The sequence below is a fragment of the Deefgea rivuli DSM 18356 genome (assembly GCF_000620145.1).
Classification (GTDB): domain Bacteria; phylum Pseudomonadota; class Gammaproteobacteria; order Burkholderiales; family Chitinibacteraceae; genus Deefgea; species Deefgea rivuli.
Genome location: NZ_JHVM01000014.1, coordinates 55,754 through 77,919, shown reverse-complemented (window position 1 = coordinate 77,919; position 22,166 = coordinate 55,754). Strand labels below are relative to the sequence as shown.

Below are 22,166 nucleotides of genomic sequence, written 5' to 3'. Positions count from 1 at the left end.
CTGGCCTGTGAGAGTGTGATGGGAATGAATGAACTAAAAAGGCCACATCGTGGCCTTTTTAGTTGAAGCTGCATTTCGTTTAAACGCGGTAGCGCGAAATTGCCGAATCTAGCTCTTGGCTCAGTTGACGTAAGCGTTCGCCCTCGCTGGCGGTATTTTGCGCGACCGAGCTACTTTCTTCCGACATTTGCGCGACTTGTTCGACTTGCTGCGCCATCATTGCACTGGCAGCGCTTTGCTCGCGCATTGAGCCCGTAATTTCGCTAACTTGCTCAACCACTTGATCGGCATTGTGGCGAATTTTTGAAATTGCATCGCTGGCTTCTTGCGCACGTTCGACGCCCAAATCCACTTGGCGCACGGTTTGCTGCATCGTTGTCACGGTGGCATTGGCCTCGCTTTGAATGGCGCTGACGGTAGCAATGATTTCGTGGGTTGAGCTGGCCGTGCGTTCAGCTAATTTACGCACTTCATCGGCGACGACGGCAAAACCTCGGCCTAAATCACCCGCCCGTGCGGCTTCAATCGCCGCATTGAGCGCCAGCAAATTAGTTTGATCGGCGATGTCTTTAATCACATTGACCACCGCATTAATGCTGGCGGTGCGCTCTTTGAGCGATTCGATTTGCTGCGCCGAAACGCGTACATCATCGGCAATTTGGTTGATGCTGGTGATCGTTGTTTCAATCACCGCACCGCCGGTACTGGCCATTTGCCCCGCTTCACGCGCAGTGCGATCGCACTCATCAGCGCGGTCGGCGACATGACTAATACTCACGGTCACTTCCTCAACGCCCGCCGCCATACTCGACGCGGCATTACTAACACTTTGTGACGCATCGGAAAGTTCGTGGCTGGCATTGGATAAGCCCGTTGCAGAGCTGGTTACATCACGGCCAATTCGATTGAGCTGTTGCAAACTGTTTTGCAAAGTCGTGATGAGGCTATTAATCGCATCGAGGGATTCGCCAATTTCATCGCGACTATTCACTGTAATACGGCGCGTAAAATCATAATCACTGCCTAATTGCACAACAAATTGTCGCATCGCATTCAGTGGCGTCACAATACTGCGTGCAATCAATAGGCCGATGATGGCAATCGCAATAATTAAAACCACGCCCATGCCGATTGAAATACTCATTGCCGATGTAATTTCGTTGGCAATTTCTTTTTTGGCTTGATTGGCTGCAGCTTCATTAAACTGGGTTGCCAGTTTTAATTTTTCAACGGCTTTAATCGCTTGTGGTGTTGTTTTTGTGCGTATCAAAGCTTCGGCGCTGCTGCTATCGCTCATATCCGAAGCCGTTATTACCATTTTGCTCAAGGCTTCCCATTGATCAATTTCAGTGCGAATATTGGCGATGTTTTGTTGATCTTCTGGATTGGAGACATAATTGTCACTATAGGTTTTTAATTTTTCATGTATCGATGCTAAATCAGCATTAAGTGCTTTTTGTACCTCTGCTTTTTGGGCTGCATCGGTTTGAATAATATGAAATAGCAATTCACGGCGCGCATTCGAAAAAATTAAATTAATCTCGGCAATTAAAGCCACTGAAGGCATCGCATTGTCGCTAACGATGGCCGAATCGGTTTTTACATTTTGGAATTTGCTGTAATTCACGGCGGTTAACAGCACAATCGCTAATGCAGCCAGCGCGATTAATGCCATTAGTTTGTGAGCGATTTTCATTTAGGTTTCCTAGTTACGGCGAAAAGAGCAGTATCTCAGCATAGACGCTATGCATAAGGAAACAAGGCGGAGATAGGATTGAGGATGTGTTTAGCAGCGCCAGTGAAGGCGGTTCACGACGCTAAATTTAGTATTGCTGCTTATTAGGTAAGTCATCGTGTAAAAGCTTTATGGCAAGGTGTAAAAGCCGCTGGAGCGCGGCTTGGGGAATGACAATTCAGGAATTTGTTGTTTAGCGGCGCGTTGAAAGAAGATTCAACGGCGTGCTGCTAATTATTTTTGCGAATCAATATCGGCCAGAGATTCTTCACCTTTGGTGGTGATGAAATGACCCACTTCGCCTTCGCGTGTTTCCAGATGGCCCTTACGCAGCAAAAACGCCAGCGCTTCGCCATTGATTTTGAGCATTGGATTCACTTTTAATTGGCGCAGGCTGTCGATGCATTGCGCCATAAAAACGGTTTGCTTGCCCAGTTCGGTAATTTGCAAAATGCCGGTTTTACGCTCGTAAGCGGCCAATTTTTGCCCGGTCAGCACTTTGACATTTTTAAAGACCGCGTGGCTTAAGCGCGTGCTTTTCAGACCACGGCTCACTTCGATCAGCGATGCCATTTCATCTTTGCTCAACTGTTTACTCATACTTTTGTTCTCTCAATTCGCGTTATTACCGCACATGGTACGCGCCCACGCTGGGCAATGGGAAATCGCGCTGTATTTTTATGTGTTAAACGGGTGAGGTGGTGGCTGTTTCTGGCTGGATTGATGGTGTGCGATGCATTATTTTCGAGCACAAATCAGATCCACGCCATACCGGCATAGTGCTGGGTGATTTTGTCTACTTCACACGAGGAGTTGAAGCTGGGTTTAAAGAGCGGCAATATACTTATGCTCTTGGCCATTGTCGGCCAAAAAGCGACCATGGAGAATCGGTGTGGATCAAAGAAGCGAAAAAGAAAAAATGCTGGCCGGTGAATTGTATCGCGCGGTGGAAGGCGATGAAATCATCGCCGATAGCATCCGCGCTGACACGCTTACTCGCCAATACAATGCCCTAAGTCGTTCACAAACCAGTCAAGCCGCGCCGATTCTAAATGAATTACTCGGCAGTCTTGGCGAAGGCGGTCTGATTCGTGCGCCGTTTTACTGTGATTTTGGCTACAACATTCATCTAGGCGCTCGGGTATTTATCAATTTTGGCTGTGTCATGCTCGATGTTGCCAAAATTGAAATCGGCGAAGGAACGCTGATTGGGACTTCAGTACAAATCCTGACTGCAGATCATCCGCGCGATCCAGAACTACGCAAACAAGGTTACGAGAGCGGCATTCCAGTCAAAATCGGTAAAAATGTCTGGATAGGCTCGGGCGCGATTATTTTGCCAGGAGTGATCATCGGTGATGACGCCATTATTGGCGCGGGCAGTGTCGTCACGCGTAATGTTGCAGCGGGTGCAACGGTAAAGGGTAATCCGGCTAAATAAGCCAAAAAGCGTTTGTAAATTCGGATTTGCGTACGCATAACAGCGCGTCTTTGTCTTGCTGCGTATTTTAAAAATGCCTGTTTTGGTGCGCAACGCTTCGCGTTTCACACCCTACGATCCCCTATTAAATGATGGCTTTGGTTCGATCTTTGCCGTCCATCCCCCCAATAAATTGTCACACCGCATTCATTGCGCTCTGCTAAGGTGCTGGCATTGCAATGACCAAAGTTTGCCATGTCGATCAAAGCGCTATTTGCTTTTCTTTTACTCTGCGCGGCGTCCGCGCTGTATGCGGCGACTGGTCTCACCGAAATCGCCGCCACGCCGCAGCATGGCTTGGTGACGGTGTTTTATCCGGCCGGCGGTAAAAATGAAATCCTCAATAAAATCGGTTTGCCCGTTTCGGCTTTGCCCAATGCGCCGCCCATCAAAGGTAATGGACGCTTGATTGTGATGTCGCATGGCTCTGCTGGATCGCCGTGGGATTATGCTGATTTGGCGGGCGTGTTGGTCGATGCGGGATTTGTCGTCGCGATGCCCGAACACGCCGGCGACAATCATCAAAACGGTCGCGATGCGGGTCCAGTGAGTTGGCAACTTCGGCCACAGGAAGTCAGCCGCGCGATTGATGCCATCGCGCAAGACGCGCGCTTTGCGCCATCTTTGCAACTGGATCGCGTCGGTATGTATGGTATTTCGGCGGGCGGCCTGACGGCGCTCACCTTGGCGGGTGGTCGTTGGTCATCGGCGCAGATGGTGCAGCATTGCAAGGTACATATTCGCGAAGATTTTAATGCCTGCGCTGGAACGGTGTTTCAGCTCAATGGTGGCATCTGGGATTGGCTTAAAGTCGCCATTGTGCAGCTCACTTTGCGCTGGCGCTTTAACGATGCGCAATCGCACAGCCATACCGATCCACGCATTACGGCGATTGTTGCTGGCGTGCCGTATGGTGTGGTATTTGATTTGAATTCACTCGCTCAGCCCAAAATCCCCGCCGCGCTGATTACGGCGCGCAAAGACGTCTGGCTGCATCCGCAATTTCACAGCGACCCAATTTTGCAAGTGTGCCAAAGCTGCACGCTACTGCATGATTTCAAAACCGGCGGCCACGGCGCACTACTCTCACCCATCCGTTCGCCACTGGAAGGCCTGATCGCCCAACTCATCGGCGACCCAGTTGGATTTGATCGACAAGAAACCGCGCTGGTGAATCAGAAAATTAACACGTATTTTCAGCAACGATTGTTGCCGTGATGCTGGGTTTGTTCAGATTACGTGTTGATGGTGGTTAAAGAATCGAGGCATTCCCTCCCCCTTGACGGGGGAGGGTTAGGGTGGGGGTGATACTACGGAGTGCATTTTATGGCTTAGCACCCCCATCCCAGCCTTCCCCCGTCAAGGGGGAAGGAGCTACGGCAACTCAAACCCAGCGAATGCGATCTACTCGATATTGCCGTCTTATTAACGTATCAACACCAAATCTGAACATCGCCGTGATGCTTGATGTATTGGCTTGAATGCTTTAATTAGTAAGGGCTATAAGCTAATACATCGTAATTAATTTAGATGCAGTAAGTTTGTGGCCTGCTGCTGCGCAGCACGATACGCATCCCACGCTTTTTCGTGGAAGAAATACGCCACGCTGAACGCGACGCTAAAGTGAACGATAGCGAAAGTGATGGTTTTCAACATATTGCCTCCTCGGCTGATTTCAGCGGGAATGGATTCGATAGGCAAATGATAATGGTTCGTATTTGATTGGTGAAGTTGATTGTCATCACCGAACTAATAGTTATTTACTATGATTTGGGTATATTAATCTAGGTCTTGTTAATTAATGTCTAGATTCATATACCCATGCAAGCGCTATTTCCCCAGTACATCCCCCAGCGCTTTCAGCAGCAGTGCAATATTTTCCCTGCGGGCAGCGTAGCCCATTAGGCCGATGCGCCATGCTTTGCCAGCCAGCGCACCAAGGCCGGCGCCGATTTCGAGGTTGTAATCGGCTAGTAGCCGCGCGCGAACTGCTGCGTCGTCGACGCCAGCTGGGATATGCACGGTGTTCAGTTGCGGCAGGCGGTCTGCGGCAGCGACGACGAATTCAATGCCCATGGCTTCCAAGCCATCGCGCAGCTCGGCGTGCATCGCCGCGTGGCGCGCCCATGCGGCTTCTAGGCCTTCTTCGGCCAACAAGCGTAGTGCTTCGTGCAAAGCGTACAGCGCATTAACAGGGGCGGTATGGTGATAGCTGCGTTTTGCACCTTGGCTGCTAGACCAATACCCCATCACCAAGGTTTGGTCGAGAAACCAGCTTTGTACCGGCGTTTTGCGCGCTTTGAGTTTTTCGACGGCGGCGGGTGAAAACGACAACGGCGACAAACCCGGCACGCAGGACAAGCATTTTTGGCTACCTGAATAAATCGCGTCGATGCCCCAAGCGTCAACGCGCAACTCGATGCCGCCCAGTGACGTCACCGCGTCGACAATGCTCAGGCAACCGTATTGCTTGGCCAGCGCACACAAGGCTTGCGCGTCCGAGCGTGCGCCAGTCGACGTTTCGGCGTGTACAAACGCCAGAAATTTCGCGTCGGGATGCGCTTGCAGCGCTGCTTCAACTGCCGCCACATCGACTGCCGTGCCCCATTCATTGTCGACCAGCACCGCCACCGCGCCGACGCGCTCAACGTTTTGCCGCATCCGCTCGCCAAATACGCCGTTGCGGCAAACGATGACTTTTTCACCGGGTTCGACCAAGTTCACAAAACACGCCTCCATCCCCGCCGAGCCGGGCGCAGACACCGCCAGCGTCATCTCGTTTTGCGTCTGGAATGCGTATTGCAGCAGCGTTTTGACTTCATCCATCATGCCCACAAACAGCGGATCCAGATGGCCGAGCGTCGGCTTCGCGCCCGCAGCCAGCACGCTAGGATGCACATCCGACGGCCCCGGCCCCATCAAAGTGCGGCGCGGCGGGAAAAAAGGCGAAATTTTTGGCGCAAGAATCGTGTAGTGCGGCATAACAAGCTCCAGTGGAATCGGTGACGGCTTATTATGGCTGGAAGAAAGCAATTGGTCACTGGTGTGTGCAGTGCAGTAGTTCTTCATTATGCAAATAATGGATGCTTATGATAATTTATCACAGACTTAATTCGGTGATGGCGATGCCAGATACATTTTAGATATTTGGTCTGCTCGAATTAAAAGCCAGTCTTAAATCGTATAGGTTTTAATTATGAAAAATATAATAGACAAAATTTCCGAAGTTCGTAATATGTGTGAAGCACATCTATCGCAAATTCCACCTCTTAAAATTATTGTTGAACAACTTGATGCGGCAATTTCTATACTTATTCCAAAAATGGAAACGCTCCCATTTTTTCTAAAGGCTAATGTTGATTTTAATTTGTATGCATTAGCCGATCTCAACAAATCACTCGTTGAAATGTTAGAGAGCAATCGTTCTTGTACAGTAGAAGCTCTTTCACGCGTCGCCAGCGAGCAAGCAGTAAATTTAATTTATGTCATTGGAGGGAATGCTGATGAACGAGCTAAATCTCTTATTTCAAGCTACGTTACCGAAGCCACAAAAAAAACATTACTTTGGCTAAAATTTTCTGAAGCACATAAAAAAAATAGCTCGGTCCAAAGTGCGAGGCAAAAGCTAGAGCACTTACAGTACTGGCGTGAACAGTTTGATTTGAGTCTACGTTTTAAAGGCGTAAAACCTTGGCTTTCTGCATTTGATCGATTTTCTGCAGTTGGGGCAGAAGAGTTGTATCGCACAGTATTTGCATCTTCTTCTGATGCGATCCATGGTTTCCCCGATGACATATTTAATTCAACCACTCTCAATTACTTGCCCGAAGTAACTCGTGAAGATGCATTTAAGTCATATCTTGCTGAAAAAAAATCTTTTGCTGTATTCCTCACGCTCTGTGCGATTGGTCTGTACGTAAATGCAATACACTCACTTGCTCTAAAGCTTGAAATACCAGATCTTGCAGAAGAACTTATGGGCAAGATTGAAGTGGTAAATTCAATGATTACCACACACGAAAATGATCTTAGTCATGCAATGTCAATGCCATGAAAATATCGTTTCTTACCATTATGAAGTGTCGTCGGGTGCAATCCATCTAGCTTTTGACGCCTTAGTAATCTGATGTGTTGTGGGTATATCTATGCTGACATTATTTAATAGTGCCTACATCGATATACACATTGCATTACTTAGTCCACAACAGCACATACTCCGGCTCCGCCACATCATTCCCCGCCTCAGCAATCGGTGTGACATGCTGCGCCACAATTGGCAATACGCCAGTCCACGCCTGAATGTGCAGATCTTTTTCGTCGTCAATCGGTGGGCCACTGCGCACTTTGGCTGCGGCCTCATTGAGTGGAATCCGCAGCACAATGGTCGCGCCGAGTTCTTGCTGGCTACCACCGCGCGCTTCGTTTTTGCGGCCGATGGCAATTTTGTCCATAAAAGCATCCATCGCCGTACTTTTGTCGGCTTCTGTAGCTATCTTCTGAAATTGCCCGTAAATCACCGCCGAGCGATAGTTCATCGAATGATTAAACGCCGAGCGCGCCAACACCAGCCCGTCCAGATGTGAAATCGCAATCGACACCTCAAGGCCGCCAGCGAGTTGCTTCATTAGGCGACTGCCGTTTGAGCCGTGAATATATAAATACTCGCCCGTGCGCCAGCACGCCATCGGCAAACAGTGCGTGCCATTATCGTCGTGAAATGCGATATGGCAGAGATAGGTGGCATCGATAATCGCGTACAAGGTTTCGCGATCATAAGCGGCATTTTCTGGGATGCGGCGGATTTTGGTGCGGGGGCTGCTGGCGGTCGACATTGAGATTTTCTCCTGTTTTCTTAGATAAATACCGCCCATTTTCGGGCGGAGGCGGTTGTTGGTTTGCATCTGAATCTCACTTTGAATGCCATTAGCTTAATCTCAAGCTGGTTCTGCGATAAGATCCACTAACTGATAAAAAATTAGAACCAATGGATTATTCTCTCTTACTGCAAGGTGAGCCTGAGCAAGGCGCGATGTCGCGGCAACAACGCTTGTATACGGCGCTACGCGCGGCGATTCTGCAAGGCACTTTGGCCGCAGACACCCGTTTGCCTGCGTCGCGCTTATTGGCGCAAGAGCTGGGTATCGCCCGCAATTCGGTAATTTATGCATATGAGCAATTGATTGCCGAAGGGTTTTTACATGCAGACCGGCGCGGTACGCGGGTGGCAACACTCAAAATGGCGAGTGCAATCGGCGCATCTGCGCAGCCGCCGCAAGGTCTGTCGCGGCGTGGGCGCGCGTTTGCGACGCCGTTTGCCGATGTCGATACGGTGCAAGCGTTTACGCCGGGCGTGCCGTCCTTGGCCGATTTTCCGATTGCGCGCTGGCAGCGCTGTGTGGCGCAAAGTTGGCAAAAAGTCACGCCAGAAAAACTCGCTTATGGGCATTCGGCGGGCGAGCCGCAATTACGCGAAGCGATTGCCGCGCATTTACGCGCCGGGCGTGGCGTGGTCTGCGATGCATCGCAAGTGTTTATCACCGATGGCACGCAAAATAGCCTCGATCTTTGCGCCAAATTGTTTGCCGATGTGGGCGATATCGCGTGGATAGAAAACCCCGGTTATGGCGGCGCAGCCAATGCGTTTGCGACGGCGCAATTGCAAATCAAAGGGATTCCGGTTGATTTGGACGGCCTCGCGCCGCAAGAGAGCGATTGGCAACAGCATCCGCCCAAGCTGATTTACACGACGCCGTCGCATCAATATCCGCTGGGCAGTGTGCTGAGTTTAGCGCGGCGTTTGCAGCTGCTTGCGAATGCTAAAGCGGTGGGCGCGCTGATTATTGAAGACGATTACGACAGCGAATTTCGCCGCAGCGGCCCACCGCTGCCAGCAATTCAAGGCTTGGCAGCGGACGCGCCAGTGATTTATTTGGGCACGTTTAGCAAAAGCCTGTTTCCAGCGCTGCGCACCGGATTTATCGTTGTGCCGCGCGCTTTAGCCGATAGCGTTGCGACGATGCTGGCGCAATGCCATCCGCGTGGGCGGCAAGTCGAACAAATCGCACTGGCGCAATTTTTACACAGCGGCGAATTTGCCAGCCATTTGCGTAAAATGCGCCGCCTGTATGCCGCGCGCCGCGATGCGATGCAAGACGCGCTGCATACGCATTTGGGCGATATCGCCACGCTGTACGGCGGCGCATCGGGAATGCATTTATCGATTGGGATTCCGAGCGATTTTTGCGATCAGCGGATTAGCGACACCGCGCTGGCGCAAGGCTTAGTCGCCCGACCATTAAGCGCCTACGTCATCGGCACGCCAACGCCGCACAGCAATGGCTTTATCCTCGGCTACGCGCAAGTGCCGTGTGAGGCGATGGATGCGAAAATTGCGCAATTAGCGCGGCTGATTAGAATGGCTTAAGCTCCGCGAATGAGGCGGGTCAATAATATTATCGGCTTGCAGCAGTTATGCTGACTTCGCCGCTTAAGCGGCAATGAATTTGAACAAGGGAAGGCCAATGAACTGTACTGGATGTGGCGCAGCATTAGCGGTGGATAAGTTGGTCTGCACGTATTGCGGCTTGCATAATGCTGTGGATTTGCTGGCGATTCGTGATTTTAAAGTGCTGGCCGAGCATAGCGAGATGGCTTGCCCCAATGGCTGCGGCGATTTGCAACTCTTGCAACTGGGCGCGGGAATGGGCTCTACAGTAGGGCATTGTACGAGCTGCTTCGGTCTACATTTTGCGCCCGGCGCTTTGCCGATTACGCTCGATCATGTCGCCGCGCAAGTGCGCGAAATTAATCACGGGCGACTTAAACAAATTATTACGCAGCGCGTTAAACCCGATGCGGTGCGCTACAAACCGTGTGCGGTTTGCCAGCGCATGATGAATCGCAATGCGTTTAGTCGGCACATTGCGGTGATCGTCGATGAATGCCGCGAGCACGGTGTGTGGCTGGATAACGGCGAATTTACCGTGCTGGCCGAATGGATGGAAGCGGGCGGGCGGCAACATGTGCAAGCTGAAACCGAGCGACAAGCGCGGGTTGACGCGGCGAATGGCAATGTGGCGCCGATCAAATATTCTGCCGACGCGCCGCCCACCGCGCGCAATAGTTCAGAGTTATCCGACGATCTGGCGCAACTGTTAACGCGGGGCAAAAAATCCAATCCGCTAAGTGAAAACCTACCCGCGTGGTTGGTCGGCGCGGTGCTGACTTTGCTGCTGTTTTTTCTACTCGGCGCAAGCTGGCCGGTATATTTGCTCGCAGCAGGCACAGCGGCGAGCTGGTGGTGGAAAGTTTAAAATGACCGCAATATTTGATTTAGAAAGTGGCTTTGCATGAGTGCAAAAAAATTCTTCTTTGGCCTTGTGGCATTGAGTTTCTTGGGTGTGGCCTTGGCTTTTTTGATTTTTAATGAAAAAGAACGCGATGGGCATTGGCCGTGGCCGCTCAATGGTCGTGTTGTCAATCAAAGCCAACAGGCGGTCAAAGTGTGGGATGACAATCACGGTTTTTACTGGATTGCAGCGGGGCAGGCCAGTGGCAATGAGAAAGATGTCGATCATGCCCAAGAGCCGCTGAGCCAGCGTTGGTGCAAAATCGACGCGCATACACTGGTGGTGAAGCCCGATGGTTCATTTGCCAATTGCCCGTGCTACGCATTGGGTGCGGGGCGGCCATGTATTCGGTTTGAATGAAATGCGGGCTTTGCTTCGCCAGCCGTATGCACTAGCCTAAAGAGTGGCTTAAACGTCTTTATCCCTCTGCATTTTTTCGGTTTTACTGTATCTAAGCAAGGCGTGAATAGTGACGAAGTACTCTTTTTCTCTGCCACTCTGCGATGACTTGCCGTACGCTATTTGATCAATCTTTCAATTTTGATAAGGAATCCAGCATGCTACGACGCGCAATATTGACTTTGGCGCTACTCCCGCTCTTTGCACAAGCCCAATTTACGGGGCCAGGTAGTAATGTCGCCAACACAGTGAATACCGTTGTTGCAGCGCAAAGCGCTGCAGATGACACTCCGGTGCTGCTAGAAGGGCATATTGTTCGCAAAATTAAAAATGAACATTACGAATTCAAAGACGCAACCGGCAGTATCGAAGTTGAAATTGATCAAAAATACCTACCCGCGCAACAATTTGATCACACGAACAAAGTGCGCTTGCGCGGTGAAGTTGATGCCTCATTATTGAGCCGCAATATCGATGTGAAATCGGTCGAAATTCTGCCTTAATTCTGAATTTTACGTCGGCGTTCTAGCCTGTATTTCATGTAAAAATCCGGCCTAAAAATGTAGCCGGATTTTTTATGGGCGCTCTATTTGTATTTGTAGATTTGTTGAGTTTAACGCTGTGGAGTCAAGTTGTTTGTATCGCTGTTATGGTGGGTATGTCTCTATCTGCACTATAAAATAATGGCTATATAGATATACCTATTATTAAATCTGTATCGGTTTATGCTTAATCTGCGCCTGTTTTACGTTTGAATGAACGGCTCTTCTTTATCGCAGTCGGCGCTTACCTTTGGCGTATTTACGGTGGTTTCTATCAATTAGCTACGTAATTTGACTACAGAACTAAATAGGTAACCCTATCATTATTAGGTTTTTATCTTATATATTTTGTAGTAAATTCGATTTTATCCGCAATAAACACGAAATATTCCTACATGCAAATCGATCCAGTGGTGCTGTTTTTCTTGCTAGGTTTGGCTGCTGGCTGGGCCAAATCCGACCTTAAACTGCCGAGTGCGCTGTATGAAACCTTGTCGGTCTTTTTATTGTTGGCGATTGGGATTAAAGGTGGGCTGATTTTAGCGAAACAGCCGCTGCTGACCATCTTGCCGCAAGCGTTATTGGTGCTGCTGATGGGCGCGTTGATTCCCTTGCTGATTTATCCACTATTACGGCTCAAGCTGAGCCAGGTCGATTCGGCCAGTATGGCGGCACATTACGGCTCGGTTTCGGTAGTCACTTATGCGGTGGGCGTGGCTTTTTTGGCACGGCAAAACATCAGTTATGAATCGCAAACAACGCTGTTTTTGGTGCTGCTGGAAATGCCCGCGCTGATGGTCGGCGTCGTATTGGCGCGGTTAGGGCCGAGCGCGGCGAAATCGGGCCATGGTTGGGGCAAATTGCTGCACGAAGTGTTCCTCGGCAAAAGCATGGTGCTGCTGATGGGGGGCTTGCTGATTGGCGCTTTGGCTGGGCCAGAAGGAATCAAACCGCTAGATAAACTGTATATCGATCTATTCAAACCTGTGCTGACGCTGTTTTTGCTGGAAATGGGTTTGGTCGTCGCGGGCAAACTCGGCATTTTGCGTAAACACGGCCTGCTGGTGCTGGCCATCGGCATCGGTTTGCCGCTGGCGCTGAGCTGGGTCGGCATTGCGTTTGGCTTGTTGATGGGCTTGTCTTTGGGCGGCCTCACATTGATGGCGATTTTGGCGGCTTCGGCGTCTTATATTGCCGCACCCGCAGCGATGCGGATGGCGCTGCCTGAGGCGAATCCGGCGCTGTCACTCGGCGCGGCGCTGGGCGTAACTTTCCCATTCAATATCTTATTTGGTATCCCGCTGTATCATCAATTTGCGCATTATGTCAGTGCTTAAGTCGGCGCTGCTTTGCATCGTTATTTCGTCTTGGCATACACCGTGTGTACTAAAATTCTGAAGGAATTGTGATGAATTTCCCAACTAAAACGCTGCTGACGATTGTCACCGAAGCGGTGTTAGAGAATGACTTGATCGAATTGTTTACGGCCAAATCGATACGCGGCTGGACGATTGTTGCGGCGCGCGGCAATGGTGCGCATGGCGAGAAGCACGGTAATTTTGATGCGAACGAGAATATTCAAATTGAGCTAATTACCGATACAGCCAGCGCTGAAAATCTTGCGGCGGCAATTCAGCAGCAATTTGGTGCAAATTACGCCTTGGTGCAATGGCTGAGCGAAGTGCGCGTACTGCGCGGTGAGAAATTTTGATTGAGTTGTACATGTATCTGCTTCTAGCCATTTAAATAATTAGGCTAGAAGCAGATACGTAGATTATTGAGGCAATATTCTGATTTGGTGTTGATTAAAAAATTGTCTCTTTAAATTGAATGCGTCAATTTTCTGCTCACCATGGTCGTGCTAATGCCGCGCGGCACTGACTTTTCTTGAACGGCCAAGAAAAGTAAGCAAAAGAAGGCCGCCCTAGTATCTGCGTCCGGCTACGCCGGATACCCTCGCTGCGGACAATCGGCAAGGCGGCTGGTTTTAACAAAACAGAACCCGCCGAAGGCTCCTTGCCGCTTGTTCCTCGCTCGGCGCGATACAAGGGATTTCGCGCAGCTCAATCATCATGGCACAGCATCAACACCCAATCTGAACATCGCCATTATTTAATTCACGCACGCCGCTTCTTGCTCGACTTTCGCTACCGCAGCTGGAATATGCTTGGCCAAATGCTCGCGATAGCGGGCGATGTCACCTTCAATATCCGGTTGTTTGATCACGTCGTTGCACATAAACGTCGGCAGTGCGCGCATGCCGAGGAATTCGTTGGCTTTGTGAAATGGTAAATACACGCCATCCACGCCAATCCCCGCGAAGAAGTCTGTTGGATCGTCAAAAGCGCTGACTGGCGCATTCCACGTCACCGACAACATATACGTTTTACCCTGAATCAGCCCGCCCGAGCCGTATTTTTTGGCTGGATCATTGCGGCTGCGACCATCGCTGCCGTACAGGCGGCCGTGCCCTGCGGTAAAGACTTCATCGATGTATTTTTTCAAAGTCCACGGCGCGCCCATCCACCAAGCTGGCATTTGATAAATGATGGTATCGGCCCATAAATATTTAGCCACTTCGGCTTCAACGTTATGCCCCTGCTCAAGATGGCTGATTTGTACTTTGTGGCCACTTTCTAGCAAGGTCTTTTGTGCGATTTCACTCAGCGTTTGGTTGAGCTGGCCATTGGAATGACCGAATGCTTTGCCAGCATTAATAATTAAAATATGACGCATATCAACCTCTGAAAAAATGAAATGGTATGCCAAAAGAATACCGATTTTATGATCAGAAAAACAGTAAATAAGCCGCAGAATACATTGTCAATCTGGCACAAGGCTTTTGCTTTTTCTCAGCAATTTTGGCTGGGTTTCTCTGTAAATTAGCAAATGCTTATGTTTGGTAACATCATTGTCATATAATAGCTTTAGTCTTGCTGATTACTTACTTACAAACAATCCACAGTACGGCATTTTTTACTCGTTGAATCGCTATTTCTGAAAAGCCCATCATTGCCGCATGCTTAATTTAATTTGTTTTCTTTGTCTAATTTTACTGACTCATTCCTGCTGGGCTGCGCCGCAGCAAATCGAGCTGGCCAATGGCGAGTGGTCGCCGCTGCTTGGAGAGAATTTACCGAATAATGGTTATGCCAGTCAGATTGTACGGCGTGCGTTTGCACTGGAAAAAATCAAAGTGAACTATAAGTTTTATCCATGGAAGCGGTCCTTGGAAGAGGCGCGCGCGGGCAAAGTGGCGGGCACTTTGCTTTGGACGAGCAATGCGGATCGGCAAAAAGATTTTCTGATTAGCCAGCCGGTATACAGCAGCCGCACGGTGCTTTTTTTTCATCGTGATCGGCCTTTGCTGTGGCAATACCCAGAAGATTTAAAGGGCGGCCGTTTTGGCATTACCAATGGCTATAGCTATGGGAAAATTTGGGAAGCGCTGCTCAATAGCCGCGTACTGATTGGTGATCAAGCGAATACTGACACGCAAAATTTCGCCAAATTACTCGCCAAGCGGATCGACGGATTTCCCTGCGAAGAGGTCGTTGGCATCGATTTACTTCGCCATCAGCTGGGCCCAGCGGCGCTGCAAAAAATCAATATCAGCCCAAAAACGGTCCACGAAGAACCGCTGTATTTATTAATTAGCCGAAAAACACCGGGCGCCGAAGCATTGATGCAGCGCTTTAATCGCGGGCTGACTAAAATGCATGGCAGCGGCGAGCTGGCCGAGATTCTGAAAGTCGCATTGCAACGTTAAAATTATTCCTAATAGGTATCGCCCTCTAGCCAATATCTGTCGATGCTCAGCCAGCAATACCCAATTAGCTAATATTTGATTCGTCATCTTGTTGTCATCCTTGTGGCGCGTTTTCTCAGTAAGATATGGGTTTTCAGTCCGATTTTGCGGAGTCAGAGAATCATGGCGGCAACAAATGGCGTAATGATGCAGTACTTCCATTGGTATAACGCGGCGGATGGCACGCTGTGGGATGAAGTTCACGCTAATGCGGCGGATCTGGCACAAGCAGGCATCACGGCGCTGTGGCTGCCACCCGCTTATAAAGGCATCAATGGCGCGAACGAAGTCGGTTACGCCGTTTACGATATGTATGACTTGGGCGAATTCGCACAACAAGGCAGCACTCGCACTAAATACGGCACGAAAGCGCAATATCTCGCCGCGATCCAAATCGCGCAAGCCGCTGGCCTACAAATTTATGCCGATGCGGTGCTCAATCACCGGATGGGCGGTGATGTTGCTGAAATCTGCCGCGCCACACCCTATGCGCAAAATGACCGCCTCAATCCTGTTGCTGCCACACGCGAAATCAGCGCATATACGCAATTCAATTTCCCTGCACGGGAAGGTCAATATTCGAGCTTTCAGTGGAATCACACGCATTTTGATGCTGTGGATTACGATGCGCTCAATCCGCAGGAACACGATACGATTTACTTGCTGGGAGGCAAAAAATTTGACGATGAAGTGGCGCTGGATCGCGGTAATTACGCGTATTTAATGGGCTGTGATTTGGATTTCCAAAATCCTGAAGTGCAAGCCGAAGTCATCAACTGGGGCAAATGGACGCTAGATACCACAGGCGTCGATGGCTTTCGTTTAGATGCGGTGAAGCACATCGCCGCGTGGTTTTTTCCGACGTGGATTGATGCGATGGAGCAGCACGCGGGCAAAGATTTATTCGTTGTGGGTGAATATTGGACGCCTGATTCGCAAGAGTTGATCCATTATATTGACCGAATTGGCGGGCGCATTGCCGCGTTTGATGTGCCGCTGCATTATCAATTTCACACCGCCAGCCGCGAAGGTGCGGCCTACAACTTATGCCAACTTGGTAGCAATACGGTCGATCAAGCGCGGCCCGAGCATGTGGTGACCTTTGTCGATAATCACGACTCTCAGCCTTTGCAAGCGTTGGAGTCGCCCGTTGAAGCGTGGTTTAAACCGCTGGCGTACGCATTTATTTTGCTGCGCCAACAAGGCTATCCCTGCATTTTTTATCCCGACTATTACGGCGCACGCTACGAAGACATTGGCGCGGACGGCCATACCCACGAAGTGAACTTGGTGAGTCATCGTTTTTTAATTGATCGCTTTTTGCACGCCCGCCAGCAGTTTGCTTACGGTGAACAGGTCGATTATTTTAATTATCCCAATTGCATCGGCTGGACGCGCTTGGGTGATGTTCAGCATCCTAAAGCGATGGCGGTGGTAATGAGTAATGGCTTAGCAGGGCATAAACGGATGTTTGTAGGCCGTGCAAGTTGCCGTTTTAATGACATTACACAGCATTACCCTGAGCCGATTTATACCAATAACGATGGTTGGGCTGATTTTGTGTGCCCAGCCGGATCGGTTTCGGTGTGGGTGCAGGCATAAGGGTGTTTTGAACCTCTTATGATCTGAAATCAAAACAACATTCGCTGGCCTGATCACCTAAACTCAATATTTAGGGCGAAAAAGGAGGCTGCCATGTTGTCATTATTGCGTGTTGCCTTCGTCATCTTGTGTTTAAGCGGCAAGGTATTGGCCGCGCCTGCGCTACGGATTGCGCTGGGCGAAACCAAAATGCCGTATGTTTCAGCTGAAACCCAGAGCGGTATTGAGTATGACATCGTCAGCCAAGCGCTGCTGCGTGCGGGGTATACGGTGCAGTTTGATTATCTGCCCAATAAACGGGCGCAACTGGAGTTGCATGAAGGCCGATTGGATGGCGCAATTAGTAATGCGGGGCGCTATCTGTCTGAGCCATATATTGCCTATCAGAATATGGCGATTACACTGTGTTCACAGCAGATTTCAATCGCTAGTGTGGATGGTTTAGCGCCGTTTCAAGTCATCGCTTTTCACAATGCGAGTCAATATTTGGGGGCTGACTTTGCGCGAATTGCCGCGAATAAACAGCGCTATCGTGAATTAGCGCCTCAGCAATTGATGAACCGAATGCTGCTAGCGCGGCGGATTGATGTTGTGATTAGCGATATTAATATTTTTAAGCATGTGCAGCAGCAAGTCGATCCGCAAGTGAATCAGCCGCTGTGTTCGTACTCGATCTTTGCGCCGACTTTATATCGCTTAGAGTTTATCGATCCAATGGTACGCGATCGTTTTAATCAGGCTTTGCAATTGTTGCGTGAGCAAGGTTTGTACGAGCAATTAGCTAAAAAATACGATTTACCGCTGGATCAACGCCGCCCGTATTTCAAACCCTAAATTATCACAGCACCGCATTTGCTCTCGCTGGATGACGGGACTTGAGCTGCTTTTTTAATGGTCTTGCCGTGCAGAGTGTTAGCATGGCCTATCTTTCAACTCTCGCACCCCTGCCCCGACGTCTACTCCTCGCCTTGCAATGCCGCCCATGCGCCATGTCGGTTCGAATAGCATTCTCCGCCGCATATGCTCAAGGCACTTATGCCATTAGCTCCACCGCTTGGCTATCAAGTCAAATGTCAGTCCGTCGCCGTTGCCGATGGTTTGGCGCTCGAAATTCGCTCTCTGCTCGATAAACAGCAATTTTTTGACCCCCTAGGCGAGGCCGAAGCGGCTGGAATTTCTGAAGCGTGCTGGTCACTCTTTGGTCAAATCTGGCCTTCCGCGCAAAAGCTAGCCGATTTAATGCAGGTGTATGAACTGGGCGGGCGGCGGATTTTAGAAATCGGCTGCGGCCTGGCGCTGGCCAGTATGGTGATTCATCGCCGCTTGGGTGATATCACCGCGAGCGATTGCCATCCGCTGACCGAAACGTTTCTAAATGAAAACTTATTATTGAATACGCTACCCGCACTGAAATATTGCACTGGCAATTGGGGGCGGCTGAATGCGGATTTAGGTGAGTTTGATTTGATTATTGCCAGCGACGTGTTGTACGAGCGGGGTCACCCTGAAGTGTTGGCGGAGTTTATCGATCAACACGCGGCACCTGTGGTTGAAGTGCTGATCGTTGATCCAAACCGTAGCAACCGCAGCGCTTTTCATAAACAAATGGCGATGCGTGGCTTTACGATGCTTGAAACCATGCTGGTCACGCCCTTGCATGATGGCAGCGCTTATCGCGGGCGTTTGTTGCAATATTTGCGTACGGCGCGCGTGAGTTAAAGGGAACAAAAGTGCGCTCGCTAAGGTCTAGTTAACATCCACTTATTGAGAGCACATTATGCAAGCAAGCCAACAACAAGCCATTTTAAGCATTGCGCTATTAGCTGCGTTTGCCGACGGCAATAACGATGAACGTGAGCGCGAACATATTCGTGGTTTGGCGCAATCTTTAGGCCAAGAAAGCGGACTGGATTTAAGCCGACTGTATCAGGATGTTTTATTCAAGCGCGTCGATTTAGCCAGCGTTTGCGCACAACTGACCGATTCGGCAGAACGTCAATTTGCCTACGAAATGGCGGTATGCGTCTGTGACGCCGATGGCAGTACCAGCGCGGCAGAGCGCGCTTTTTTAGCCGACTTGAAAATGCGCCTTGGGCAAGATACGCCGACGTCTTCGCTATTTCAGCGCGAAGCCGATACGCTGGCGCACGCGGGTCAAAGCATCGTGCCGCAGTACGCGCCAGTACCGAGTTCAAGCTCTTCGGTACAAGCCGTTCAGAGTAGCACGGTGGACACTGCCGCGATTGATAGCAGTATTTTAAAATCGTCGATTTTGAATGGCGCGCTAGAGTTGCTGCCGCAAACTTGGGCTTCGGTGGCGATTATTCCTCTGCAAATCAAACTGGTTTATAACATCGGCCAGCGTTATGGCTACGATTTGGATCAGGGCCATATCCGGGAATTTATTTCGACAGTGGGCGTGGGGCTGACTTCGCAATACTTAGAGCAATTTGGCCGCAAACTGATGGGCGGATTGTTTGGCAAAGTCGGCGGAAAATGGGGGAAAACCTTGGGCGGCGCGGCAACCGGAATGGCGTTTTCATTCGCCAGTACGTATGCCTTGGGTCAAGTCGCCAAGCGCTATTACGCCGGCGGTCGCACGATGAGTACGGCGGTGTTGCAGCAGACCTTCCAAGAGACTTTGGGCTCGGCCAAGAATATGCAAACGCAATATCTGCCAGAAATCCAAAAGCGCGCTAGTACATTGAATGCGGGTGAAATTATGGCGTTGGTGAAAGGGAAGTAATAAAGGGTATTGCCATCTAGCTATTGTTAAATATTGGCTAGATGGCAATACCATCAAATATCACTTCACGATTACGCATTGCTGTTTTATGCTGGTACATACGCTGATCGGCTAATTGCAGCAAATCGCTTAAATTATCGGCTTCTGCTGGATAGCTGGCGAGGCCGATACTGGCCGATAGATGGATGGTTTGCAATTGCCAAATAAACGGTGGGACTAGCGCATCGAGTAGGGCTTGGCGCAGTGCCATGCAGCGTTCGTTATCGCCTAAACCCACCACCAAAATCGCAAATTCATCACCGCCCCAACGCGCCACCATGTCCTCGCTGCGTACGGTGTGTCGCAAACGTTGGGCGACCTCAACCAACACGGCATCACCTGCCTGATGGCCGTAATGATCATTAATGGGTTTGAAAAAATCCAGATCCAGATAAATTAAAGTGAATGGCGTGCGATTTTTGCTCACACGTATCATGTGCTGATCAAAACTTTGCCGATTCGCGCAGTGAGTTAAGCGATCTTGCGTGGCCCAGCGGTGCAGTTGATTACGATGGCGCTGTACGGTAATCCGGCGCAAGCGTTCACTGTGCTGCCAGCGCAGTGCCAATAGCAAAACCAGAATCAAAAAAGCCGCCATCATTAATGGCACCAAACCCAGCCAAGTCCGCCAGCTGAGCTGCTGGCGCGAGTTGAGCGAATAGGGCTGGGAGTCTGATGCAATTGCCGAATTCACTTCGATGATCGGCAAGAGTTGATCCAACCAATTGGGCTCTCCTGCTGATTGGATATCAAATAAGTGGCTTAGCTGCGTGATCGCCGATCCAGTGTAGTGCATGCTGAATTGCCAGCCCGGCGGGAAGTCATGCAAATTAGGCATCAAAGCATTCGCGGTAACGACTAGCCCGGCATACAGCGGCCAACTGCTATCGCTATTTTGCCCGCCCAATTGATAGACCGGAATGGTCATGCCGTAAGCAATATCGCCTTCGATCAATTTAAACGGCCCTGTGCTCCACGCTCTGACTTTGCTGCCGGCATCTTGGAGCTGCGGGCCTAAAAAATGCACGGCATTGATGTCTAGTCCGAGGACCGCTTCGGCTGCACGCGGCATGGGTTCCATAAAGACAATCGGAAAGTGCACTGGGCGAGTGTTTAATGGGATGGATTGACGGCGAAAATCGTAATCAAAATCGTGGACTTGAAATTGATGGTAGCCCGCTGCACGCATGGTGCGTTCGAGTTTTTTAATATCGGCATGCAATGTACGCTGTACGAGTTGTAAGCAATAAATATGTGGATTGCGTTCAAGCAGCAATTGGGCAAATGGGCGAATCGATTGATCGCGTGGAAATGATAGCCGAGATTGAAATGCAGCAAAACTTTCTAAAGTGGTATCGGCTTGGGCTTGTAATTGGGCAATTTGCTGTGCAATTGCATTATGTTTTTGATTATGCAAAATATGCTGGTGCTGCCACCAATACAGCGTATAAAGGCTAAAACTTAGTAGGCACAGAGACACCCATGACAAATAAATAAAACGCTTTGTTTTAAGTGGCTTAGGCATACGTTTCGATTTAAATAATGCAATATGAATCTAGTATATTACCAATAGAAAAAACTAACCGTAAGAAGTTTTAAGCATTTGCAATTTAGCAAATTGCATGCAAATTAAGCGGCTTTTTTAGCACTATCCGGCAACAAAATCTGTTAGATGACTCACTTTGGTTTTGGTATTTTGTGTATAGCGAAATGGCATAAATCATGGTCTGATGTTAGGGATTATTTCACCAATTAGGATGACACATGAAACGCGCACTTTTACCGACTTTATTAGCTTTGAGCTTGGCCATCACAGGCTGCGCCAATATGTCGACCACCGAAAATACATTGCTCGGTGCTTTGGGTGGCGCAGCACTGGGTGCTGGAGTGAGCAAAGCATCAAAAGGTAATCACACGGGCCGTGATGCTGCGATTGGTGCGGCGGCGGGCGCTTTAGGCGCTTATTTGTGGTCTTCAAATATGGAGAAGCAAAAACAAGCCATGGAGCAAGCCACACAAGGCACTGGTATTGAAGTCTCGCAAACGGCAAATAACGAATTAAAAATCGAAATTCCGGCCGATTTCTCGTTTGACATTGGCAAAGCGAATATCAAGCCGAATATGCAGCCCGTGCTGAATCGATTAGCGCAAACGCTGAATCAAAATCCGGTGACGCAAGTACGCATCGTGGGCCATACCGATAACACCGGTAGCGATGCGATTAATAATCCATTGTCGGTGAATCGTGCGGCAGCAACGCGTAATTACTTAACGGGTTTGGGCGTTGCCAGCCAGCGGATGAGTATTGATGGATTGGGTTCAAGCTCGCCTGTCGCTAGCAATGAATCCGTAGCCGGTCGCGCACAAAACCGCCGCGTAGAGATTTTTGTGGCTGAGCCCGCGCAAAAATAAACTTGCAGCTAAACGTCAATCGACCCCAGATCACGATCTGGGGCTGATGGCCAA

Annotated in this window: 22 protein-coding genes; 15 read left to right on the top strand and 7 right to left on the bottom strand. The window is 49.8% G+C overall.

Going from position 1 to position 22,166, the window contains the following annotated elements:
* Positions 1-79: 79 nt before the first annotated feature.
* Entirely contained in the window at positions 80-1,696 is a 1,617-nt protein-coding gene (locus tag Q320_RS20715) for a methyl-accepting chemotaxis protein (RefSeq protein WP_051534564.1), read from the bottom strand.
* A 273-nt stretch (positions 1,697-1,969) separates the two neighbouring features.
* Positions 1,970-2,335, bottom strand: a complete 366-nt coding sequence (locus tag Q320_RS0107505) for a hypothetical protein (RefSeq protein ID WP_027468493.1) — start codon at positions 2,333-2,335, stop codon at positions 1,970-1,972.
* Positions 2,336-2,627: 292 nt separating this feature from the next.
* On the opposite strand from Q320_RS0107505, the gene Q320_RS0107500 reads away from it, so the two are divergent.
* Both Q320_RS0107500 and Q320_RS0107495 read left to right on the top strand, forming a co-directional pair.
* Positions 2,628-3,176 carry a sugar O-acetyltransferase gene (locus Q320_RS0107500; RefSeq protein WP_027468492.1) on the top strand — a complete coding sequence of 183 codons (549 nt, stop codon included), beginning with the start codon at positions 2,628-2,630 and terminating at the stop codon, positions 3,174-3,176.
* Positions 3,177-3,410: 234 nt separating this feature from the next.
* Positions 3,411-4,433: an alpha/beta hydrolase family protein gene (locus Q320_RS0107495; RefSeq protein ID WP_027468491.1), complete on the top strand. Its 1,023-nt coding sequence runs from the start codon at positions 3,411-3,413 to the stop codon at positions 4,431-4,433.
* A 303-nt stretch (positions 4,434-4,736) separates the two neighbouring features.
* Here the strand turns inward: Q320_RS0107495 and Q320_RS21520 are convergent, their stop codons facing one another.
* Positions 4,737-4,871, bottom strand: a complete 135-nt coding sequence (locus tag Q320_RS21520) for a DUF2061 domain-containing protein (protein WP_156939019.1) — start codon at positions 4,869-4,871, stop codon at positions 4,737-4,739.
* Positions 4,872-5,045: 174 nt separating this feature from the next.
* Positions 5,046-6,197 carry a pyridoxal-phosphate-dependent aminotransferase family protein gene (locus tag Q320_RS0107485; RefSeq protein WP_027468490.1) on the bottom strand — a complete coding sequence of 384 codons (1,152 nt, stop codon included), beginning with the start codon at positions 6,195-6,197 and terminating at the stop codon, positions 5,046-5,048.
* 214 nt (positions 6,198-6,411) lie between these two features.
* Between Q320_RS0107485 and Q320_RS0107480 the strand changes: the two genes are divergently transcribed.
* On the top strand, positions 6,412-7,269 hold the full coding sequence (locus tag Q320_RS0107480; RefSeq protein WP_027468489.1) for a DUF5677 domain-containing protein: 858 nt from the start codon (positions 6,412-6,414) through the stop codon (positions 7,267-7,269).
* Between the two features lie 136 nt (positions 7,270-7,405).
* Here Q320_RS0107480 and Q320_RS0107475 read toward each other — a convergent pair whose 3' ends face one another.
* Complete coding sequence (locus tag Q320_RS0107475) at positions 7,406-8,116, bottom strand: pyridoxamine 5'-phosphate oxidase family protein (RefSeq protein WP_245590980.1); 711 nt, start codon at positions 8,114-8,116, stop codon at positions 7,406-7,408.
* An 83-nt stretch (positions 8,117-8,199) separates the two neighbouring features.
* On the opposite strand from Q320_RS0107475, the gene pdxR reads away from it, so the two are divergent.
* From pdxR to Q320_RS0107445, 6 genes are all read left to right on the top strand, one after another.
* Positions 8,200-9,639: a MocR-like pyridoxine biosynthesis transcription factor PdxR gene (pdxR, locus tag Q320_RS0107470; protein ID WP_027468487.1), complete on the top strand. Its 1,440-nt coding sequence runs from the start codon at positions 8,200-8,202 to the stop codon at positions 9,637-9,639.
* Positions 9,640-9,736: 97 nt separating this feature from the next.
* Positions 9,737-10,528 carry a TFIIB-type zinc ribbon-containing protein gene (locus tag Q320_RS20710; protein ID WP_051534563.1) on the top strand — a complete coding sequence of 264 codons (792 nt, stop codon included), beginning with the start codon at positions 9,737-9,739 and terminating at the stop codon, positions 10,526-10,528.
* 36 nt (positions 10,529-10,564) lie between these two features.
* Positions 10,565-10,924, top strand: a complete 360-nt coding sequence (locus tag Q320_RS0107460; protein ID WP_027468486.1) for a hypothetical protein — start codon at positions 10,565-10,567, stop codon at positions 10,922-10,924.
* 197 nt (positions 10,925-11,121) lie between these two features.
* Positions 11,122-11,466 carry a NirD/YgiW/YdeI family stress tolerance protein gene (locus Q320_RS0107455; protein ID WP_027468485.1) on the top strand — a complete coding sequence of 115 codons (345 nt, stop codon included), beginning with the start codon at positions 11,122-11,124 and terminating at the stop codon, positions 11,464-11,466.
* Positions 11,467-11,900: 434 nt separating this feature from the next.
* Positions 11,901-12,842: a sodium-dependent bicarbonate transport family permease gene (locus Q320_RS0107450; protein WP_027468484.1), complete on the top strand. Its 942-nt coding sequence runs from the start codon at positions 11,901-11,903 to the stop codon at positions 12,840-12,842.
* A 71-nt stretch (positions 12,843-12,913) separates the two neighbouring features.
* A complete protein-coding gene (locus tag Q320_RS0107445; protein ID WP_027468483.1) occupies positions 12,914-13,216 on the top strand; it encodes a P-II family nitrogen regulator in 303 nt (100 codons plus the stop codon).
* 401 nt (positions 13,217-13,617) lie between these two features.
* Here the strand turns inward: Q320_RS0107445 and Q320_RS18935 are convergent, their stop codons facing one another.
* Positions 13,618-14,241, bottom strand: coding sequence for an NAD(P)H-dependent oxidoreductase (locus tag Q320_RS18935; protein WP_051534562.1), 624 nt, complete (start codon positions 14,239-14,241; stop codon positions 13,618-13,620).
* A gap of 283 nt (positions 14,242-14,524) precedes the next feature.
* Between Q320_RS18935 and Q320_RS0107435 the strand changes: the two genes are divergently transcribed.
* The 5 genes from Q320_RS0107435 to Q320_RS0107415 all read left to right on the top strand — a co-directional run bounded on the left by Q320_RS0107435 (position 14,525) and on the right by Q320_RS0107415 (position 19,661).
* Entirely contained in the window at positions 14,525-15,274 is a 750-nt protein-coding gene (locus Q320_RS0107435) for a substrate-binding periplasmic protein (protein ID WP_027468482.1), read from the top strand.
* A 162-nt stretch (positions 15,275-15,436) separates the two neighbouring features.
* On the top strand, positions 15,437-16,915 hold the full coding sequence (locus Q320_RS0107430; protein WP_027468481.1) for an alpha-amylase: 1,479 nt from the start codon (positions 15,437-15,439) through the stop codon (positions 16,913-16,915).
* A 93-nt stretch (positions 16,916-17,008) separates the two neighbouring features.
* A complete protein-coding gene (locus Q320_RS0107425) occupies positions 17,009-17,749 on the top strand; it encodes a substrate-binding periplasmic protein (RefSeq protein WP_027468480.1) in 741 nt (246 codons plus the stop codon).
* A 201-nt stretch (positions 17,750-17,950) separates the two neighbouring features.
* Positions 17,951-18,634 (top strand): class I SAM-dependent methyltransferase, encoded by a 684-nt coding sequence (locus Q320_RS0107420; RefSeq protein ID WP_027468479.1) that lies wholly within the window; start codon positions 17,951-17,953, stop codon positions 18,632-18,634.
* Between the two features lie 58 nt (positions 18,635-18,692).
* On the top strand, positions 18,693-19,661 hold the full coding sequence (locus tag Q320_RS0107415) for a YcjF family protein (protein ID WP_027468478.1): 969 nt from the start codon (positions 18,693-18,695) through the stop codon (positions 19,659-19,661).
* A 37-nt stretch (positions 19,662-19,698) separates the two neighbouring features.
* Here Q320_RS0107415 and Q320_RS0107410 read toward each other — a convergent pair whose 3' ends face one another.
* Entirely contained in the window at positions 19,699-21,225 is a 1,527-nt protein-coding gene (locus Q320_RS0107410; RefSeq protein ID WP_027468477.1) for a sensor domain-containing diguanylate cyclase, read from the bottom strand.
* A 239-nt stretch (positions 21,226-21,464) separates the two neighbouring features.
* On the opposite strand from Q320_RS0107410, the gene Q320_RS0107405 reads away from it, so the two are divergent.
* Positions 21,465-22,112, top strand: coding sequence for a YiaD family glycine zipper/OmpA-like lipoprotein (locus Q320_RS0107405; protein ID WP_027468476.1), 648 nt, complete (start codon positions 21,465-21,467; stop codon positions 22,110-22,112).
* Positions 22,113-22,166 lie beyond the last annotated feature (54 nt).

What these genes read in the sequence shown, in the direction of transcription:
- Q320_RS0107455 (WP_027468485.1), top strand. Translation starts at nt 11,122, where the DNA reads ATGCTACGACGCGCAATATTGACTTTGGCGCTACTCCCGCTCTTTGCA.
- Q320_RS0107485 (WP_027468490.1), bottom strand. Translation starts at nt 6,197, where the DNA reads ATGCCGCACTACACGATTCTTGCGCCAAAAATTTCGCCTTTTTTCCCG.
- Q320_RS18935 (WP_051534562.1), bottom strand. Translation starts at nt 14,241, where the DNA reads ATGCGTCATATTTTAATTATTAATGCTGGCAAAGCATTCGGTCATTCC.
- Q320_RS20715 (WP_051534564.1), bottom strand. Translation starts at nt 1,696, where the DNA reads ATGAAAATCGCTCACAAACTAATGGCATTAATCGCGCTGGCTGCATTA.
- Q320_RS21520 (WP_156939019.1), bottom strand. Translation starts at nt 4,871, where the DNA reads ATGTTGAAAACCATCACTTTCGCTATCGTTCACTTTAGCGTCGCGTTC.
- Q320_RS0107435 (WP_027468482.1), top strand. Translation starts at nt 14,525, where the DNA reads ATGCTTAATTTAATTTGTTTTCTTTGTCTAATTTTACTGACTCATTCC.
- pdxR (WP_027468487.1), top strand. Translation starts at nt 8,200, where the DNA reads ATGGATTATTCTCTCTTACTGCAAGGTGAGCCTGAGCAAGGCGCGATG.
- Q320_RS0107430 (WP_027468481.1), top strand. Translation starts at nt 15,437, where the DNA reads ATGGCGGCAACAAATGGCGTAATGATGCAGTACTTCCATTGGTATAAC.
- Q320_RS0107460 (WP_027468486.1), top strand. Translation starts at nt 10,565, where the DNA reads ATGAGTGCAAAAAAATTCTTCTTTGGCCTTGTGGCATTGAGTTTCTTG.
- Q320_RS0107415 (WP_027468478.1), top strand. Translation starts at nt 18,693, where the DNA reads ATGCAAGCAAGCCAACAACAAGCCATTTTAAGCATTGCGCTATTAGCT.
- Q320_RS0107410 (WP_027468477.1), bottom strand. Translation starts at nt 21,225, where the DNA reads ATGCCTAAGCCACTTAAAACAAAGCGTTTTATTTATTTGTCATGGGTG.
- Q320_RS0107450 (WP_027468484.1), top strand. Translation starts at nt 11,901, where the DNA reads ATGCAAATCGATCCAGTGGTGCTGTTTTTCTTGCTAGGTTTGGCTGCT.
- Q320_RS0107480 (WP_027468489.1), top strand. Translation starts at nt 6,412, where the DNA reads ATGAAAAATATAATAGACAAAATTTCCGAAGTTCGTAATATGTGTGAA.
- Q320_RS0107420 (WP_027468479.1), top strand. Translation starts at nt 17,951, where the DNA reads ATGCCATTAGCTCCACCGCTTGGCTATCAAGTCAAATGTCAGTCCGTC.
- Q320_RS0107495 (WP_027468491.1), top strand. Translation starts at nt 3,411, where the DNA reads ATGTCGATCAAAGCGCTATTTGCTTTTCTTTTACTCTGCGCGGCGTCC.
- Q320_RS0107445 (WP_027468483.1), top strand. Translation starts at nt 12,914, where the DNA reads ATGAATTTCCCAACTAAAACGCTGCTGACGATTGTCACCGAAGCGGTG.
- Q320_RS0107425 (WP_027468480.1), top strand. Translation starts at nt 17,009, where the DNA reads ATGTTGTCATTATTGCGTGTTGCCTTCGTCATCTTGTGTTTAAGCGGC.
- Q320_RS0107475 (WP_245590980.1), bottom strand. Translation starts at nt 8,116, where the DNA reads ATGCAAACCAACAACCGCCTCCGCCCGAAAATGGGCGGTATTTATCTA.
- Q320_RS20710 (WP_051534563.1), top strand. Translation starts at nt 9,737, where the DNA reads ATGAACTGTACTGGATGTGGCGCAGCATTAGCGGTGGATAAGTTGGTC.
- Q320_RS0107405 (WP_027468476.1), top strand. Translation starts at nt 21,465, where the DNA reads ATGAAACGCGCACTTTTACCGACTTTATTAGCTTTGAGCTTGGCCATC.
- Q320_RS0107505 (WP_027468493.1), bottom strand. Translation starts at nt 2,335, where the DNA reads ATGAGTAAACAGTTGAGCAAAGATGAAATGGCATCGCTGATCGAAGTG.